Below are 16,463 nucleotides of genomic sequence, written 5' to 3'. Positions count from 1 at the left end.
TACCGGTTCGCGTCAAAAGAAGAAACTTTAGCCGGTCCGGAGGGAGGCTGGCGGCAGCCCCCGTTCCGGACCGGCCGCTTCGGGCGCGATCAATCGCCCGAACGCGTCGTGGCCGGCGAGCGTCTGTAGACGCTGCGGCCCAGAGCGGACGTCTGAATTATCGGGCAGAGGCGAGAGGTCATGCTCGTCGGGGCAGGGCGGCTTGCAGAACATCGTCGCGTCTTTCGTTGCGTTGCGTGCCGCCACTGTCTAGCGAAGTCCGCATTCCCAGGCGTCAGCCGTTCGGAGGAGGCAGCGCGATGCGCGCTCACCAAACACCCGGCATCAGGCGATAGCGCACCCGCGCCGCATAATCGGCATAGCCCGGCAGGCCCTCGCGCAAGGTGCGTTCCTCGATTCCAATGCGGATCGCGAACAGGAGGACCAGGATCGGAACCATCGCAAGTCCCCACCACGAGCCCAGCAGGAGCGGCACGCCGCCGAAGAACAGGACCATTCCGCTATACATGGGATGACGCACATAAGCGTAGGGACCGGTCGAGATCACGCGCTGCGCGCGCTCAGCCTGCAGCTTCACCACCGGCGCAGCGAACGAGTTTTCGCGGAATACCCACATCGTGAACAATGTCGAGGCCAGGAACAGCGCGAGGCCGAACGCCTGAAGCGCGACCGGCATGTCGGACGATTGAAGGCGTCGGTCGATGCCGATCAGCACCAGCCAGGCCAGCATCGCGACGACGAAGACGCTCATGAACAATTTGTCGGCTGCGGGCTGATCCTTCTGCAGCACCGGCCGCAGCCGCTCGGCGAGCAGCGCCGGATCGATCCGGTAGAGCCACCAGCCGCAGAGCGGGCCGATCAGGGTGCATGTCGCGAGGAACACCCAGGCCGAGGGCCAGCGCAGCGTCCCTGCGGAGGCGAACAGCAGCGCGCCCATCGCGGCGGTGGTGATTGTGTTCTGCAGCAGCAGTCTGGCGATCATTGTCGATCTTGTTCTATTCCGCACGGCGCATGGATAGCTTTCTTTCCGGCAAACATGCGGCGCGATGCAACTGCGACCGGGTTCACACCTTGATGGGCGGTGTAAAGGCCGCGATGAGCCGAACCAGATCCGCCTGTCGTTTGGTTCCGGTCTTGGTGAAGATCCGGGCGAGATGGGTCTTGATCGTCGATTCGGCAATGCCCATGCTCCTGGCCACGTCGGGAACCCCGCCGATCTCGACAATGGACAGGAAGACGCGCAGCTCGGTCGGCGTCAGCTTGAAGAGCTTGCGGATGAGATCGGGCGCGACGACGGTATCGAGCGCTGCCTCGCTGACGAACAGGACGGCGCAGGCGTCGTAACTCGCTGCGAAGCTTTGCCGGCGCCCGGCGGTCAGCGGCAGGAGATGCGCGACAAAATGCGAGCCGTCGCGGGCCGCCAGATGCAACGAGATGCTTGCGCTCGTCATCGCGCGGTCTCCGACAACCGTGCCCGCCAGCGCCTGCCGCAGCACGCGATCGGCATTCGGGTCGGACGTCACCAGCCGGCCACGGACCGAACGAAGCACGTCGGCCTCGTCCAGAATGTCGCGCGCGCTGGCATTGGCGTGCGTGATGTGAGCCTCGGCATCGAGCAGCAGGACGGCGGTTCGCAGGGCGTCGAGCGTGCGGACCGAAATCGTCTCCAATGCGTTCTGCTGCTGCAGCTTCTGTCTGACGACCATGGCCCGTTGCACGTGCGGCGTGAGGTGGGAGATCACCTGATACATCCTGCGGTCGACGGGACCGCCGGCCTTCATGATCGAGAGGCGGGATATTCCCTCGGCAGATTTGTCGAGCAGGAGATTGGCGGCATCCTCGAGGGCCTGCGGCCGCGTCCATTCGTTGTAGAACATGGTGGTGCGGAATTCGTCGACGTCGATCCAGTCCCTGATGGTCTGGATCTGGCCGACCGGCGCGTGGAGCACGCTGCGCGACGGATCGAACGGTTCATAGGTTTCGATGTAGGACTGAACGTAGGCGGGCTCGACACCGACGGCATGCGCGATCACGGCCTCGCCGGCTGCTCCGATCCGGACCAGACCGCCGCTTTGGCCGCCCGCCAGGTCGACGATGCAACGAAGCGTCGCCGACCATCGGGAATCGTCGAGCGCTGCATCGTAGATGTCCGCCACCAGCGACAGCAGCTCTTCATTCAGTTCCATTGGTTTGTCCCATCGACGCATGCTCGTTCGGCCTCGCAGATGAGCACGCCGTATGCGGAAATTTGATGAGCCGGATCACACTTGAAGCCGCGCTCCGAGCCCGGAGGCGGCGGTGGTTTATGGCCCAATCGTGCGCGAAGGGGGGAAATGGCCGCGCTGGGGCAGGTGGGCCGGGCGCAACGTTCGCATGGACGCGAACGATCGCGCGCCCATGGCGGCAACGAGCGTGGTGTTAAGGAAGGGCCGTCGTGCGATCATGCGCAGGCCGCGCATGATGTTCCCGCTATCCGGCGAAGATGCGGCCGGACGCGAAACAGGCCGATCGACCGGATCGGGCGATTAGTCCGCGAGAGGATCGATCAGGCGAGCTGATCGATCCGCGTGCCCTGACCCGGCGGCAGCGGCGCGGGCGGCTGCGGCTTGTAGGTGGGGTCGGCGTCCTTGGTCCTGGTCTGGTCGTCCTGCTGCTTGGTCGTGTCGTAGCTCGGAACCACGATCGCGATCGGCGGCGGCGCAACGGTGGAAACCTTCATCCGCAAATCCTCACACATGGAAACAATTGACCCTGCGCTGCGAGGAGCGAAAATTCCTTCAAGGCAATCGTTAAAATGCGAGGGATTGGTGTGGTAGGAGGCGCTGTTCGTGCCCCGCATCGTGCCTTATGCGAGCGACGACTAAACCCTCCTCGTCATTGCGAGGAGCTCTTGCGACGAAGCAATCCAGACCGTCACCGCGGAAGGATTCTGGATTGCTTCCGCCTTCGCCAAGGCTTCGACGGACAAGTCGCTTCGCTCGCAATGACAGAGTACTTGGCGAGCTGCGTCGCGTCACAACTGCACCTTGTCCGCAGCAATGCGGAAGAGGGCCTCCGCCTATTCGTCCTTGCCGCGCGTGATCGCGATGGACGCGTCCTTTTTGGTGCGGGTGCATTCCATGTTGAGTCGCCGATAGCGCATGCTGATCTTGTCGCCGCGCAGCAGACCCATCCGCTTCAGGCAGCGTGTCGCGCCCGTCGTGGTGTCGTCCTTGGTCACGGTGAAGACGATCGCCGCCATCGATCCGACCAGCGCATAGAATTCCGGCGTCGGCTTGCGATCACCCTTGGCATAGAGCTCGATGGAATATTTGTCGCCGCGGCAACCCACGGACAGCTCCTTGGCCGCCGGGTGCGTCAGATAGACGGTGTTCGCAGCGCGAAAGTTCACCTTGAGGCGGTCGACCTGGTTCGCCAGCTCCTTGGCACTGTCGTCGCAGCGGTCGGCGCGTGCGGGCGAAATGAGGGTCACAAGGCCGGTGATGGCGGCGGCGACCAGGATCGCGCCGCGGACGTCCAGTTTCAATGTCATGATGAAAAGCCCCTTAGGGCGCGCATTCAAGCGTCGTCGGGCGCGAAGCGCAAGGGTGGGAACGGCCATTTCCACGTGCTGTGCCAGTGCCTTCCCGAGCCCCGGGCCGGCCTCCCCCATGCGCGCCGCTCCCTTTCTTTTCCGCTCAAAATGGGCTTAGAACGCTTCTATGCTGAGAGGCCCGCCAGGGCCCCAAAACCCCGAGATTTGCCCCATGAACGCTCCGACCGCCTTCCCCGACCCGTCAAAGCCCGTTCCGCCCTACAAGCACACCCCGCTATTCCCGCTGGGCAAGGACGAGACGCCCTACAAGAAGATCTCGGCCGAGGGCGTCAGGGTCGAGAAGGTCCTGGGCAAGGACATGCTGGTGGTGTCGCGCGAGGCGCTGCGGGCGCTGTCGGAGGCGGCTTTCGGCGACATCAACCATTACCTGCGCCCCGGCCATCTGAAGCAGCTCCGCGCAATCCTGGAGGACGGCGAGGCCAGCCCGAACGACAAGTTCGTCGCGCTGGACTTTTTGAAGAACGCCAACATCGCCGCCGGCGGCGTGCTGCCGATGTGCCAGGACACCGGCACCGCGATCATCATGGGCAAGAAGGGCTGCAACGTCATCACCGACGGCGACGACGAGGCGGCGCTGTCGGAAGGGGCGCGCGACGCGTACCTGCGCCGCAATCTGCGCTACTCGCAGGTCGCGCCGCTCTCGATGTACGAGGAGAAAAACACCGCCAACAACATGCCGGCGCAGTGCGAGATCTACGCCGAAGGCGATGACGCCTACAAGTTCATGTTCATGGCGAAGGGCGGCGGCAGCGCCAACAAGAGCTTTCTGTTCCAGGCGACGCCCTCGGTGCTGACCAAGGACCGGCTGCTCGCTTTCCTGAAGGAAAAGATCCTCACCCTCGGCACCGCTGCTTGCCCGCCCTATCACCTCGCGATCGTGATCGGCGGCACTTCGGCCGAGCTCTGCATGAAGACGGTGAAGCTCGCCTCAGCCCGCTATCTCGACGCGCTGCCGACCCAGGGCTCGCCCGACGGCAATGCCTTCCGCGACGTCGAGATGGAGAAGGAAATTCACAAGATGACGCAATCGCTCGGCGTCGGCGCGCAGTTCGGTGGCAAGTACTTCTGCCACGACGTCCGCGTCATCCGCATGCCGCGTCACGGCGCCTCTCTCCCCATTGGGCTTGGCGTGTCGTGCTCGGCCGATCGCCAGGTGCTCGGCAAGATCACCAGGGACGGCGTCTATCTCGAGGAGCTCGAGCACAATCCGGCGCAATATCTGCCTGAGGTCGAAGAGGCGCTCGGCGGCGAGGTCGTCAAGATCGATCTCAACCAGCCCATGAAGGACATTCTGGCGACGTTCTCGAAGCACCCGATCAAGACCCGGGTCTCGATGACCGGCACCATGATCGTCGCGCGCGATAGCGCCCACGCCAAGCTGCGCGAGCGGCTGGAGAAGGGCGAGCCGCTGCCGGATTACTTCAAGAACCATCCGGTCTACTACGCCGGCCCGGCCAAGACGCCCGAGGGCTACGCCTCCGGCGCGTTCGGTCCGACCACGGCGGGTCGCATGGATTCCTTCGTCGACCAGTTCCAGGCCGCCGGCGGCTCGATGGTGATGGTGGCCAAGGGCAACCGCGCCCCGGCGGTGCGCGAGGCCTGCAAGAAGTATGGCGGCTTCTATCTCGGCTCGATCGGCGGCGCCGCGGCGAACCTTGCCGAGCACTGCATCAAGAAGGTCGAGGTGCTCGAATATCCCGAGCTCGGCATGGAAGCGATCTGGCGCATCGAGGTCGTCGACTTCCCGGCGTTCATCATCGTCGATGACAAGGGCAACGACTTCTTCAAGGAATTGAACCTGGGCTAGTCCGATCTTGCGTCGTCCGCCGGTTTTCGGACCGGCGGACGATCTGCGTAGCGCGGCTCAGCGTTTTAGATTGAACGATATGGCGCCGCCATTTTCCGCGCTGTCGAACATCACGAGAGTGCGAATGCCGGCTGTGTCTTCCTCGAGGGGAAGCAGAATCTCAGCTTTGGCGCCCGCTGTGACCGTGCTGAGATCGAGCGTAGCCAAGGGCTTTGCCGTTTTGCTGCTGCCGTCCCACAGCCAGACCGTATAGGGGACCGTTTCGTCCCGTGTCGGGCCTGCGAGGATCAAGATGCCGTCGTTCACTACGGCAAGGTCCCGTATCCCGGTATTCTCTCCGAGTTCCAGCGGGGCCGAGTCCGGCTTGAGATCGTCGAGCTTGGTGAAGAGCGCTGCAGCATCGACGCTGAGCACGAAAGCCTGCCGCTCCAGCGACGGTCCTCGCAGTCCGAAGTACATGCGGCCGTTCCTTACCGCAATTCCTTCGATGTTGACGCCGCCCTCCGCAAGCGGCTTGTTGAATTTCGCTTTGACGAATTTGTCGTTTTCGATGACCTCACGCAGCCGCGGGGTCGACTCGACGCCTTCGACCTTCCTGGCGTTGGGTTCGGTCTTGGGAGCACCGGTTTGCGGATCCACGGCGATCCGAAACACGACATAGCTCGACAGATTCTCCTTGTCGCTCTTGCGGCTTCGGCCGTGCGAGCCCGTCACATAGAAGAAGCCCTTTTCATACGCGACGCCTTCGGCATCGGGGTCCTTGTCGTCATCCGAAAGCCGGATGAGCTTCCGGGGAACGAGGACGTTGCCTTCGATCGAGAAGAACTGTGCGTATTTCTTCTCATCATTGGCAATCAGGCACGAGGTGAACTTCGGCGTGGTCGGCACGCACGCCGCTCCGCTCAGATTCATGCGTGGCTGATCCTTGAACTTGTCGTCCTTGTCGTCTTTTTCGAAGATCGAGGCGGGCTTCCAGGCGGTTGCCTCCGGGGCAATCTTCGGCGGCAATTGTTCGCCGCGTCCGGTCGACATCGCTGCTCCCAGCAGAATGCAAACGAACGCGGCTGTCAGTGATCGATGAAATGCATGGGTGATGCTGTACGGCATTTTTCCCTCCCGGGTGCAATGCTCAAATACAATCCTGAATTGTTAAGAAGACAAGAGCGAGAATGTCGCGGAGCGCTCTCTTCTCAGCTGCAATTGGTGACCTGGTTCGAGCACAACGACCGCCACCAGCCGCGGACGCCGTCATGGCTCTCGACCAGACCCCAGAAGCCGCTGCAGGCGAAGAGGCGCTTCGGGCCGCCGTCACCATCGATCGGGCCGCCGAGCTCACGCTGCGCCGGCATCCATTTGGCGTCGACGAAGGGAGCCTGGAACAGCCCGCCCGCGCGCGTGTAGCCGTTGGCGAAGCTCGCGCCGACCTTGTTGGAGGCGACCCAGCCGCGCCCGGCATAGGGTTTGGGCGCGCTCCGCGGATATCTCTTCTCGTCCTCGTAGTCCTTGCCCGGCGGCTTCGCGCCTTCGATCAGAAACCAGCCGTTCTTGGAGCCGATGATGCGGAATTCGGTGAGCCAGCCGCCGTCGGGCGTGTTCTCAGCGCCGCCTAACTTCAAGCGGTAGGGCGGCGGCAGCGTGCCGAGCACACGCGCCGTCGTTGACGGTTCGGCGCGCACGTTGAGGCCAGCAGGGTCCTTGTCGATGGACCAGGCGCCGAGACTGCAGGGCTCGGTGCCCTCGGGCAGCTTTGCACGTCCGGCGGCGAGATCGGCGTGCAGCTTTGCGAAATCGGTCTCGTCATTGTCGGGATCGGGCTCCGCGCGCGGCTTCAGCTCGGCGGAAACTGCGCGTGTCGCATCCGGTGTCAGCGTGACCACGAGGGCCTGGCGCGCAGCGAACACGCTTGCCGGTGTTTTTGGATCGTTCGATGGCGCGGGATAGACGGCGAGATATCCCATCGAGCCATCGGTTCGATAAGCGACACCGGCGACATAGCCTGCCGGCACCATGGCGAGCGCGCTTGCGCGCCACGCCGGTTCGGTGTCATCCGCGCGCGCCGCTTGTGTCGCGACGCACAGCATGGTCGCCGCGATAAGACGAAGCACGCGCATGATGCTGCGCGGCCTTAGGCGCGGGCGCCCGTGAACGGGAAGCTGCCCATCGGGCCGATGCCCATTTCGCCGTTCATGCTGTCGCCGGAGACGGTGCCGGCGAATTCGAGCGTGAGCGGCATCGGATTGGTGATCGAGACCTTCCAGGAGACGTTGTCGCCAGAGACGGTGCCGTCGAAGATCTCGGCGGTATTACCTTCCGCACCTTGTGTGCCCGTGAGCGTGCCGCCGGCGGCCTTGAGGTTCAGCGTCGCCTGGCGCTCGCCCATCGGCGTCGTCATGGTCAGATTCCAGTTGCCGTCTACGGCCATTCCCGTCTCCCGAACAAATCCCGGCGGACCGCGACGATCCGCGGCCAGTCCCGGACGAGCCTATAGCCCAACTCGCAGCTCCTGCCTAACCCTGCCTTGGAGGCATAGCAGCATGATCCCGAAAAGTGCGTAGCGGTTTTCGGAAAAGATCATGCTCAGACAACAACCTGAAGCGCGATCACATCGCGCTTCAGGCGCGGGCTGCAGCGCGACGGCGACTGGTGACGATGAGCCGGAGCACGACATACTGCACGGCAAAGGCGAGGATCTTGGCGCCGCCGGCGACCACCGTGAGGTAGAACGCCCACAGCTTCAGATCGCCCGTGGAGGCGACGACGATCATGCCGACGCCGATCACGAACATCAGCGCCGCCCAGGCATAGCCTGCAGCCGTCACATATTCCGGAACGGTCTCGACGACGATCGGCGGCATGTAGCGCAGCATCCAGCCGCGCTTGAGCATGATCGCGCCGATGGCGAAATGCGCGATCGAAGGCTTTGCCATCATGAAGCGAGGATCATGGGTCAGCAGAGTGATCCCGCCCAGTCCGACGACGAGCGCGAGGCTCGCATAGGTCATGTAGTTGAGTTGCTGGCCCTTGATGCGGGCGTGGATCACCTGCGCGATCGCGCCGGCGATCGCCACCGACGTCGCCAGGATGACGTTGTCGGTGACGAGATAGATGACCAGGAAGAGGATGGCGGAGAAGAGATCGGAGCCGAGGCGGGCGAATACGTCCTTCATCGTCAATCCTGTTCAGCGGGCGTTGGGCAATGCGCGGGCAGGCGTACCGTACTTGATCTGGCGATACTCGGGATACCATTTTGTGAAGTAAATGGCGCTGTTGCGGGCGGCGAAGGCGACTGCAAGGCTCGACCAGAGCGGCAGGCCGGGGACGTAGAGCAGCACGAGATTGCCAGCCGCCATCAACAGCGCGGCCACCGTCCAGGCGCCGGTGATGACATAATTGGCAGTGAGAAAGCCGGGCATCGCCGCGGTCTCGGCCGGCACTGCTTCAAGCGCATATTGCAAGGGTGAAGGGACGGCGGGCCAGCAGCGAGCCGAGCGAGATGACGAAGATGCCGATATCGACCGACAGCTTGACGCCGAGCGTCCCGAGCTGCGGGTCGAGCAGCGCGAGGTAGAGGCCGATTGCGGCGAACACGATCGCCGCGCCTGCGGCCAGGGTCTTCACCGAGCGCCCGCGTACCATGTCGATTGCGATGGTGGCGAGACAGATCGCGGAGGCCACGAATACGCTGATCGCGGCCGACGTCACCAGCATCAGGAGGCTGTAAGCGCCGTAGGGCGCAAGGATCAGGAAAATCGCCATTGCCTACCTCGGTCAGGCCGATCTTTACGATGTAAAGATCAATATTTCAGAGGTGAGGTCGGGTCAAGTGAAATCTTTACAGTGTCAAAATAACGTAGGCAACCTCCAAAAGATGAAGGGCCGCAACGGCCTGGTCGGACACCTCGTCAACCAAATCCGCCCAGTTCAGGCGCGACAGAATGGGCAGCGTGCAGGCGATCGCGAGGCCGAGGGCGAGCAGGATGCCGCCGTTGAAGATGACGCCGTTGAAGATGACTTGGCCGCTCCGCCGCAAATGGATCACTTCGAGTGTGAGCGCGACGCAGACCAGGGCGAGGATGGCGAGGAAGTCTGCGGTGATTGAGGGCATCTGGATACGGGCCTCTTTGGTGACACGTCCGTGCTGTGGCTCCGGGCGCGCGCCAAGTGGCACGCCCCGGAAGGACGGGAGCTACCGCGCTTCCACCCAATTGCCGTGGAAACCATCCGGCACGCGGTGGCCGAGCTGCACCAGCGCGACGGGACCCGCTTCGACATCGGTGGCGTTGAACACGGCGAGGTCGCTGCGGTTCTCCCGCGCCCGCCAGACCACGGCGAGCAGCCAGCCATCGCCCTCAGTCGCATCCTTCGATCGCTCGACGAACACCGGCTCGGAGATGGTGTCGCCGGCGGGTAGCAGATAATGGCCGAGACGCCTTCCGTTGCCGTCGACATGGACGACGCCGGAGAGCGCGCCGAACATCGGCAGTTTCGGATTGGCGCAGGCGTACCAGCCGTGGCGATTTTTCAACCCGGCGTGGCGGTCATCGATGCGCGGGAATTCGCCGGTGAGATCGTCGAGATAGGTCTGCTGGAAGCGATCGGTATTGCCGGAGAGATCGAACGTCCAGCGGCAGTGCCGGGCGCGCGACTTCTCCGGATCGGTCGGCCGGCCGTCGGGATGCGGAAACAGCGGCGCTTCCTCGAACTGCATGACGTCGGCGATGATGCGGTTGTCGTCCTCCCACGCGTTCATGATGTGGAAGACGTAGCAGGCTTCACCGCGAAACCAGACGATGTCCTTTGCCGTGCCGCTCCGCTTCATCACGCCGACATAGGCGCCCTTGTCCGGCTCCCATGCATAGGGCGGCTGCCCGCGCATCGCGCGCTCCATGCTGCCGGTGATCGGCAGAATCGGAAACAGCACATGGTTCGCGGTGACGATGAAGTCGTGGACCATGCTGGCATAGGGCGCCTCGAACCGCTCGAAGCGCGTCGCCTTGCCGGCGGCGTCGATCGAGCCGTAGGAGAGGGCAGGCGTCAGCGGCCCCGCCGCGTTGTAGCCGAAGAACACCAGCTCGCCGGTCACGGGATCGATCTTCGGATGCGCGGTGAAACTGCCGGCGACGCGGCCGTGGTAGTTGTGATAGCCGCGCGTCGCCAGGGTGCCGGGCTCGATCTCGGTCGGCAGATGCGCTTCTTCCAGCGCCAGCAGCTTGCCGGCATGGAAAATGATGTTGGTGTTGGCGACGCCGCCGTCGGTGAGCTCAGCCGGGGCATCCGGCAGCTTGCGACCGAAGCCGCCGAACAAAGCGCGGCCGGCATCGTGCTCGGCGAGCCATTTCGGCGTGCGGACCCAGCGGTTGCGATAGCTGGCGCGGCCGTTTTCGAGATGGAAAGCGTGCAGCATGCCGTCGCCGACGAACCAATGCGCGCCGGGGGAATCGAACTGCGGATTGGGGCCGTTGCGATAGAGCGCGCCGTTCAGCTCGCGCGGCAATTCGCCAATGATCTTCAGGAATGGCGCGTCTGCTTCGAACGGGATCGGCGCGATATTGTTGCGGCGCTCGGCGACGGCGTCGTGCTGCACGGCGTATCCCTCCCTATCTTTACATCGTAAAGATGAATTAGCGCCGATCGTCGCGCCGGTCAAGCAAAATCTTTACACTGTCAATATTGCGTCATATAGCTTGCAAATGGCCAAGAGCGATACCAAGAGCGAAACGGCGCGAAGCGCGCGTGCCCCCAGAAAGACGATTTCGACTGCGGCATCGCGCCCAAGGCGCGGCGCGGCGAGCGCGAAGTCCGAGACGCCGTATCACCACGGTGCCTTGCGCGAGGCGTTGCTGCAGGCTGCCGAACGGGTGCTGGAACGCGACGGGCTCGCTGGCCTCACATTGCGCGCGGTGGCGCGCGAGGCGGGCGTCTCGCATGCCGCGCCCACCCACCATTTCGGCGATCTCACCGGCCTGCTCAGCGAACTCGCGGCCGTCGGCTTCCGCCAGTTCAACGCGGCGATGGCGTCGTCATGCAATGCCGCCACCACGCCGCTCGAAGCCGCGCTGGCGCGGCCCAAGGCCTATGTCGCCTATGCGCAGGCGCATCCCGGCATGTACGGCATCATGTTCCGCACCGAGCGGCTCGATTATTCCAGGCCCTCGCTGCACGAGGCGGCCGAAGCCTCCTTCGCCGGGCTTGCGAATGCGATCGGCATGATGCGGCAGGAGCAGATCAGCGAAGACGCGCTGACGCTGAGCCAGGGCGCCGCGATCGCACGTGCCTGGTCGATGGTGCATGGCTTCACCATGCTGCTGCTCGACGGGCGGCTCAAGGATATCTTGGGACGTCTGCCCGAGGGGACGACGGCCGAGCGGCTGCTCGAGGCGATGCTGACGGCGCCCATCACCACGAAACTCCCCGCATAGCGGCCGTTGGACCCGCCAAGGCCTAGCGCATCGTCGCCAGCTCGACGGCGTGGCCGCGCGTGCCGATGATCTTCACCTCGTCCTTGCCGCAAGCGAAGCCGCGGGCGAAATCGTCCGCGGCCTTGCGCGCAAGCTCGTTGGCGGTGGGGTTTGCGATCGCATCGACATAGGCGACGTGACAGACCGGTCCCGGCGGCAGCCGGGTCACGACCAGCATGGCCTTGGTGTTCGGCCGGCCCTGCTTGTCGGGATCGGCATTGTCGGCGATGTGCCAGCGCTGGATGATCGCGAACGGCTTTGCGCCCACGGCGCGCCATTCGATCGTGGTCTCCGACGAATTGAACGGCGCGAACCAGACCTTGGCTGCCGGTTCCTCGGCCGCTTGCTTGCGATTGCGGCCGACCGAGACGATTTCGCGAAGATCGTCCTCGGCAATCAGCACCAGGAGGCCGTCCTTGCCCGAACATGCCCGCGTGGTGCTGCCGTCGAGCTCGCTGGGCTTGCCGATCTGGCGGCAATCCTTGGGCGCGGTCGAGGTGTATGTGCTGCCCACGGATTGGGCGACGGCGCTGTTCAGGCCGATGCAGATCATCAAGACAGCCAGGCCTATGCAGGTGACGCGGTTCATCATGAGGCTTCGATCGTAGGGAACTCCGTACCATCAGACGTCTTCATTGTGGGCAAGGTTCAAACAGGGGTGGGATAGACCTGACAGCGGCGCGGAATCGTTCTAGAAGAGCGGCTTCGCTTGGGCTCTTCCAGCCTCGTTCGCGTCCTCCTTTACTTGATCATGCCAGCCATCTCCTCGCAAAAACCCTATCGCGTCGGCCGCTCCAAGACCGGGCTCGGCCTCTTCGCCACCAAGCCGATCAAGAAGGGCACCCGGATCATCCGCTATTTCGGACCGATCCTGGATTCGCGGATCCCCGAGCAGGACGACGTCGAGAACAAGTATCTGTTCGAGCTCAACGGCCGCTGGACCATCGACGGTTCGGTGCGCAAGAACCTGGCCCGCTACATCAACCATTCCTGCCGGCCCAACGCCGAGTCCGACGTCCGGCCGCGCGAGCGCAAGGTCTTCATCCGCGCCATCAGGAACATCGAGCCGGGTGACGAGATCAACTACGATTACGGCACCGACTATTTCAAAGCCTATCTGAAGCCGATCGGTTGCAAGTGCGAGTCTTGCGAGAAGAAGCGCAAGAAGCTGCGCGCCGAGGCGCGGGCGGAAGCCGCCAAGGTGAAGGCGCGCACGGAAGCCAAGGCCAAGAAGACGGGCCCGAAAAGCACGGCGAAAAAGAAGAAGCTGAACGGCAAGCACTTCGCCGGCAAGGTCGGCCGGGCGAGCGCGTAGCCGAGGGGCGATGGCCGCGAATGATGCGCGGCCAAGCCCGGGCCTCAAGCCGCCACCACGCTCGCACTTCTCCGCAATCCCACATATTGCAGTTCGGCGAACACACCGGTGGCGATCGCCTGCGCCACGACCATGAGCGCGCCGGCAAGATTCGGCGACACCGCGCCCGACAACAGCAGCGCAATGCTGCCGACCGTCCAGGCCGCATTGCCGATCACGACCAGCAGCACGGGCGCCTTCGCCACCGAGGCGCGTGACGCCAGCCAGCCGACCAGCGCGGCGTAGGCGATCAGGAACAGGCCGGTCTCACGCAGCAGCACTTCGGGCAGGTTGAACAGCGCAGCGAACGCGCTCGCGCCGAAAGTGAAGCCGAGGGCGGCGACGCCGCTGAAGATAGCGTCGGCGAGCAGCGCGCGGCGCAGGAAGGTGGAAGCGTCGATCATCAGAGGTCTCCATGGTCAGGGTGGGCTCGGGGTGAAACTCAGTGCCATGCGCGCCACCAGGCGCGGAGCAGGCGGGCGATGCGGAACGGACAAAGGCTCCTGCCGACGCCGTGCTCGAAGGCTGTGACCTGCGCGAGCACATAGTCGCCGGTCGAATGCACCAGCGGCTCCGGCATGTTGAGGCTGCGCGCCAGCATCCGCGTTGCGAAGGCCGTGGCCCAGGGAACAAGGTGGTCTGCGACGGTCCGGTAGAACAGCAGCGCGATCATGGTCATCTCCTGTTGCAACCGAAGATGCGCCGGCCCAGGGGCCAATTCGATTACCTCGTGGGTAATGGAAGGGCCGAAATCCGCATGATAGGTTTCTGGTCATGAACGCACATGCATCCACGGCACAGGCCGACCGCAGCCAGCCGGTTCACATCGGCGACCATTTGCGCGAATGGCGGCAGCGCCGCCGCATGAGCCAGCTCGATCTCGCGGGCGAAGCCGAAATCTCGGCGCGTCACTTAAGCTTCGTCGAGACCGGCCGCGCCGCGCCCTCGCGCGACATGGTGCTGCGGCTCGCCGAGCGTCTCGACGTGCCCTTGCGCGAACGCAACGTGCTGCTGGTCGCCGCCGGCTATGCGCCCGCATTCCAGCAGCGCCCGCTGGAGGATCCCGCCTTGAAATCAGCCCGCCAGGCGATCGACCTCGTGCTGAGGGCGCACGAGCCCAATCCCGCGCTCGCGGTGGACCGGCACTGGAACCTGGTGTCGGCCAACCGCATGGTGGCGCCGCTGCTCGACGGCATTCCGCAGCGGCTGCTCGGCCAGCCCTTCAACGTGCTGCGGCTCGCCTTTCATCCCGAGGCGCTGGCGCCGCGCACGGTCAATCTCGCGGAGTGGTGCGGCCATCTTCTGGAGCGTCTGCACCGGCAATGCGAGGTGACGGCCGATCCTGAGCTGATCAAGCTCTACAACGACCTCAAGAGCTATCCGATCCCGGCGCGGACGGGGCCGCTGTCGAGCGACAACGTCGCGATCCCGTTCAAGCTACGCCATGGCGGAGAAGTTCTGAGCTTCTTCTCCACCACGATGGTGTTCGGCACGCCTGTCGACATCACCCTGTCGGAGCTGGCGCTGGAGACCTTCTTCCCGGCGGACGAGCGCACCGCCGAACGGCTGAAGCAGATGGCGGCCGGGTTGTCATAGCGGCGTTTACAGGCAGCAGCGGTCCCCGCATAATCCGCCGATGGACACACGCTCGTTCCGGCGATCGCGGCCAGCCAATCCCGTCGGCGATCTCTTGCGCGCCTGGCGCATGCGCCGGGCGTTGAGCCAGGCGGAGCTGGCGTTCGAGGCCGGCATTTCGATCAAGCATCTGAGCTATGTCGAGACCGGCAAGGCGGCGGCAAGCCGGGAGATCCTGCTGCAGCTCGCATCCGCCCTCGATCTGTCGCTGCGCGACCGGAACGCGCTGCTCGAGGCCGGCGGCTTCGCCCGGCAATATGGCGAGCGCGACCTCGCCGCGCCCGAGCTTGCCGATGCACGCCGGGCCATCGATCTGCTGCTGCGGCGTCACGAGCCGTTTCCCGCGATCGTCACCGACCGGCGCTGGAACGTCATGCAGGCCAACCGTGCCGCCTCGCGCCTGATGACGATGCTGCTCGGCCCTGAGCGCATGCAGCGGCCGCTCAATCACATGCGCATGTTCCTGGCGCCGAACGAGCTCAAGCCGTTCGTCGAGAACTGGCCCGCGGTGGCCGCGGCTCTGCTGTCGCGTGCGCGCCATGAGGCAATGGCCGCGCCGCTCGACGAAGCCCTGCAATCGACCTGGCGCGAATTGATGCGGCTGCCGGAGCTGCCCACGCCTGCAATCGAGGACGACACCGTGCCGGGGCCGCTCTGCGAGGTGCGCCTGCGCAAGGGCGGTGCCGGCGTCTCACTGATCGGCGCGGTTCTGACTTTAGGCACGCCGCAGGATGTGACGTTGCAGGAGTTGCGCGTCGAGATGTTCATGCCGGCGGACGCGGCGTCCGAGGCGACCCTTGTCGCGCTTGCGGCTCAAGAGGCCTGAGCTTGCGCGGCCTCACGCCGCTCGAAGCTCATGGCCTGCATCACCTCGGCAAACGGACCCTTGAGATCGCTCAAGGTCGCCGTGGTGAGGCCGGCGCCATTGGCGCCGACGCGCGTGGCGGCGCGGATCAGGATCCATTCGCTCTCGGGCGGACGGAAGAAGTAGAGGCTGATCTCGGGATTGATGAAGGTCCAGTCGCGCATGTCGACGATCTGCGCGACGCCGCTGGCGAAATCCGCGGCCTGCACCGCCTGCAGGAGCGGCGTGTTCGGTTCGCCCTCGATCAGCGGCGCATCGAGGCGCATCCAGGCCGCCGCCGGGCCCGACTTCTCCAATGCGCCCTCGATCAGCCGCACCGACACGTTCTGGAAATAGCGGCTCCATTTCTGCGCGAAGGCCGGCGGCGGGCTGCCCGCCTCGGGCGCCTTGTCGACCACCATGGGCCTCGCAAAGGGATCGGCGGGAGATTCCCCGCTCGACGCGGTCAGCAGCGCCGTGCAGCGGCCGATCTCGGTCTCCCCGTCCATCAGCCGCACCTGCAGGGTCTTGGCCTTGCGGCCGTCGCGCAGCAATTCGCTGACGGTCCTGAAGGCGCGCAGGCCCGCCGGTCGCCACAGATCGAAGGTCAGGCGTCGCACCGCAAAGCCGGTTTCGGTGGCGAGACGCTCGACCTCGCGGGTCATCAGGGCGGTGGTGGCGCTTCCCTGCAGCATGTCCGGAGACCACGGACCGCCGGCATGCTCCGTGGCCCGGAACTGTTGGCCGTCCGGCCTGAAAATGGCGCTCAT

At 64.7% G+C, this 16,463-nt stretch carries 19 protein-coding genes and 1 pseudogene; 5 read left to right on the top strand and 15 right to left on the bottom strand.

Going from position 1 to position 16,463, the window contains the following annotated elements; translation table 11 throughout:
* Positions 1 to 307: 307 nt before the first annotated feature.
* The 4 genes from RAD04_RS29690 to RAD04_RS29675 form a co-directional block, all read right to left on the bottom strand.
* Positions 308 to 982 carry a methyltransferase family protein gene (locus RAD04_RS29690; RefSeq protein ID WP_461626639.1) on the bottom strand — a complete coding sequence of 225 codons (675 nt, stop codon included), beginning with the start codon at positions 980 to 982 and terminating at the stop codon, positions 308 to 310.
* A gap of 82 nt (positions 983 to 1,064) precedes the next feature.
* The gene (locus RAD04_RS29685; protein ID WP_461626638.1) at positions 1,065 to 2,186 is read right to left on the bottom strand and encodes a helix-turn-helix transcriptional regulator; all 1,122 of its coding nucleotides are present in this window, start codon (positions 2,184 to 2,186) and stop codon (positions 1,065 to 1,067) included.
* A 359-nt stretch (positions 2,187 to 2,545) separates the two neighbouring features.
* Positions 2,546 to 2,719: a hypothetical protein gene (locus RAD04_RS29680; RefSeq protein ID WP_461626637.1), complete on the bottom strand. Its 174-nt coding sequence runs from the start codon at positions 2,717 to 2,719 to the stop codon at positions 2,546 to 2,548.
* A gap of 339 nt (positions 2,720 to 3,058) precedes the next feature.
* Complete coding sequence (locus RAD04_RS29675; RefSeq protein ID WP_461626636.1) at positions 3,059 to 3,532, bottom strand: hypothetical protein; 474 nt, start codon at positions 3,530 to 3,532, stop codon at positions 3,059 to 3,061.
* A gap of 214 nt (positions 3,533 to 3,746) precedes the next feature.
* Here RAD04_RS29675 and RAD04_RS29670 point away from each other — a divergent pair, with 214 nt between their 5' ends.
* Positions 3,747 to 5,402: a fumarate hydratase gene (locus tag RAD04_RS29670; RefSeq protein ID WP_461626635.1), complete on the top strand. Its 1,656-nt coding sequence runs from the start codon at positions 3,747 to 3,749 to the stop codon at positions 5,400 to 5,402.
* Positions 5,403 to 5,459: 57 nt separating this feature from the next.
* Here RAD04_RS29670 and RAD04_RS29665 read toward each other — a convergent pair whose 3' ends face one another.
* The 7 genes and pseudogenes from RAD04_RS29665 to RAD04_RS29635 form a co-directional block, all read right to left on the bottom strand.
* Positions 5,460 to 6,434, bottom strand: a complete 975-nt coding sequence (locus RAD04_RS29665) for a DUF3616 domain-containing protein (RefSeq protein ID WP_461626634.1) — start codon at positions 6,432 to 6,434, stop codon at positions 5,460 to 5,462.
* Positions 6,435 to 6,592: 158 nt separating this feature from the next.
* On the bottom strand, positions 6,593 to 7,513 hold the full coding sequence (locus RAD04_RS29660) for an SH3 domain-containing protein (protein WP_461626633.1): 921 nt from the start codon (positions 7,511 to 7,513) through the stop codon (positions 6,593 to 6,595).
* Between the two features lie 14 nt (positions 7,514 to 7,527).
* Positions 7,528 to 7,824, bottom strand: a complete 297-nt coding sequence (locus RAD04_RS29655) for a hypothetical protein (RefSeq protein WP_091965460.1) — start codon at positions 7,822 to 7,824, stop codon at positions 7,528 to 7,530.
* A gap of 190 nt (positions 7,825 to 8,014) precedes the next feature.
* A complete protein-coding gene (locus tag RAD04_RS29650) occupies positions 8,015 to 8,569 on the bottom strand; it encodes an inner membrane-spanning protein YciB (protein WP_461626632.1) in 555 nt (184 codons plus the stop codon).
* Positions 8,570 to 8,581: 12 nt separating this feature from the next.
* Positions 8,582 to 9,158 (bottom strand): annotated as a pseudogene (locus RAD04_RS29645) (hypothetical protein).
* Between the two features lie 76 nt (positions 9,159 to 9,234).
* A complete protein-coding gene (locus RAD04_RS29640; protein WP_461626631.1) occupies positions 9,235 to 9,507 on the bottom strand; it encodes a hypothetical protein in 273 nt (90 codons plus the stop codon).
* A gap of 81 nt (positions 9,508 to 9,588) precedes the next feature.
* Entirely contained in the window at positions 9,589 to 10,986 is a 1,398-nt protein-coding gene (locus RAD04_RS29635) for a carotenoid oxygenase family protein (RefSeq protein WP_461626630.1), read from the bottom strand.
* A gap of 106 nt (positions 10,987 to 11,092) precedes the next feature.
* Between RAD04_RS29635 and RAD04_RS29630 the strand changes: the two genes are divergently transcribed.
* Positions 11,093 to 11,821 carry a TetR/AcrR family transcriptional regulator gene (locus RAD04_RS29630; protein ID WP_461626629.1) on the top strand — a complete coding sequence of 243 codons (729 nt, stop codon included), beginning with the start codon at positions 11,093 to 11,095 and terminating at the stop codon, positions 11,819 to 11,821.
* Between the two features lie 22 nt (positions 11,822 to 11,843).
* Here the strand turns inward: RAD04_RS29630 and RAD04_RS29625 are convergent, their stop codons facing one another.
* Complete coding sequence (locus RAD04_RS29625; RefSeq protein WP_461626667.1) at positions 11,844 to 12,449, bottom strand: hypothetical protein; 606 nt, start codon at positions 12,447 to 12,449, stop codon at positions 11,844 to 11,846.
* A gap of 162 nt (positions 12,450 to 12,611) precedes the next feature.
* On the opposite strand from RAD04_RS29625, the gene RAD04_RS29620 reads away from it, so the two are divergent.
* On the top strand, positions 12,612 to 13,175 hold the full coding sequence (locus RAD04_RS29620; RefSeq protein ID WP_461626628.1) for an SET domain-containing protein: 564 nt from the start codon (positions 12,612 to 12,614) through the stop codon (positions 13,173 to 13,175).
* 44 nt (positions 13,176 to 13,219) lie between these two features.
* Here RAD04_RS29620 and RAD04_RS29615 read toward each other — a convergent pair whose 3' ends face one another.
* Together RAD04_RS29615 and RAD04_RS29610 are read right to left on the bottom strand one after the other, a co-directional pair.
* Positions 13,220 to 13,618, bottom strand: coding sequence for a hypothetical protein (locus tag RAD04_RS29615; protein WP_461626627.1), 399 nt, complete (start codon positions 13,616 to 13,618; stop codon positions 13,220 to 13,222).
* Between the two features lie 38 nt (positions 13,619 to 13,656).
* Positions 13,657 to 13,887 carry a hypothetical protein gene (locus RAD04_RS29610; RefSeq protein ID WP_461626626.1) on the bottom strand — a complete coding sequence of 77 codons (231 nt, stop codon included), beginning with the start codon at positions 13,885 to 13,887 and terminating at the stop codon, positions 13,657 to 13,659.
* 101 nt (positions 13,888 to 13,988) lie between these two features.
* Between RAD04_RS29610 and RAD04_RS29605 the strand changes: the two genes are divergently transcribed.
* Together RAD04_RS29605 and RAD04_RS29600 are read left to right on the top strand one after the other, a co-directional pair.
* A complete protein-coding gene (locus RAD04_RS29605) occupies positions 13,989 to 14,810 on the top strand; it encodes a helix-turn-helix domain-containing protein (protein ID WP_461620468.1) in 822 nt (273 codons plus the stop codon).
* A 40-nt stretch (positions 14,811 to 14,850) separates the two neighbouring features.
* Positions 14,851 to 15,675 carry a helix-turn-helix domain-containing protein gene (locus tag RAD04_RS29600; RefSeq protein WP_461626625.1) on the top strand — a complete coding sequence of 275 codons (825 nt, stop codon included), beginning with the start codon at positions 14,851 to 14,853 and terminating at the stop codon, positions 15,673 to 15,675.
* Here the strand turns inward: RAD04_RS29600 and RAD04_RS29595 are convergent.
* On the bottom strand, positions 15,663 to 16,463 hold the full coding sequence (locus RAD04_RS29595; protein ID WP_461626624.1) for a thioesterase family protein: 801 nt from the start codon (positions 16,461 to 16,463) through the stop codon (positions 15,663 to 15,665). The two genes, RAD04_RS29600 and RAD04_RS29595, sit on opposite strands and share 13 nt — an antisense overlap.

Source organism: Bradyrhizobium sp. 25ACV (genome assembly GCF_054863005.1).
This window is presented reverse-complemented; position numbering and strand designations above follow the sequence as displayed.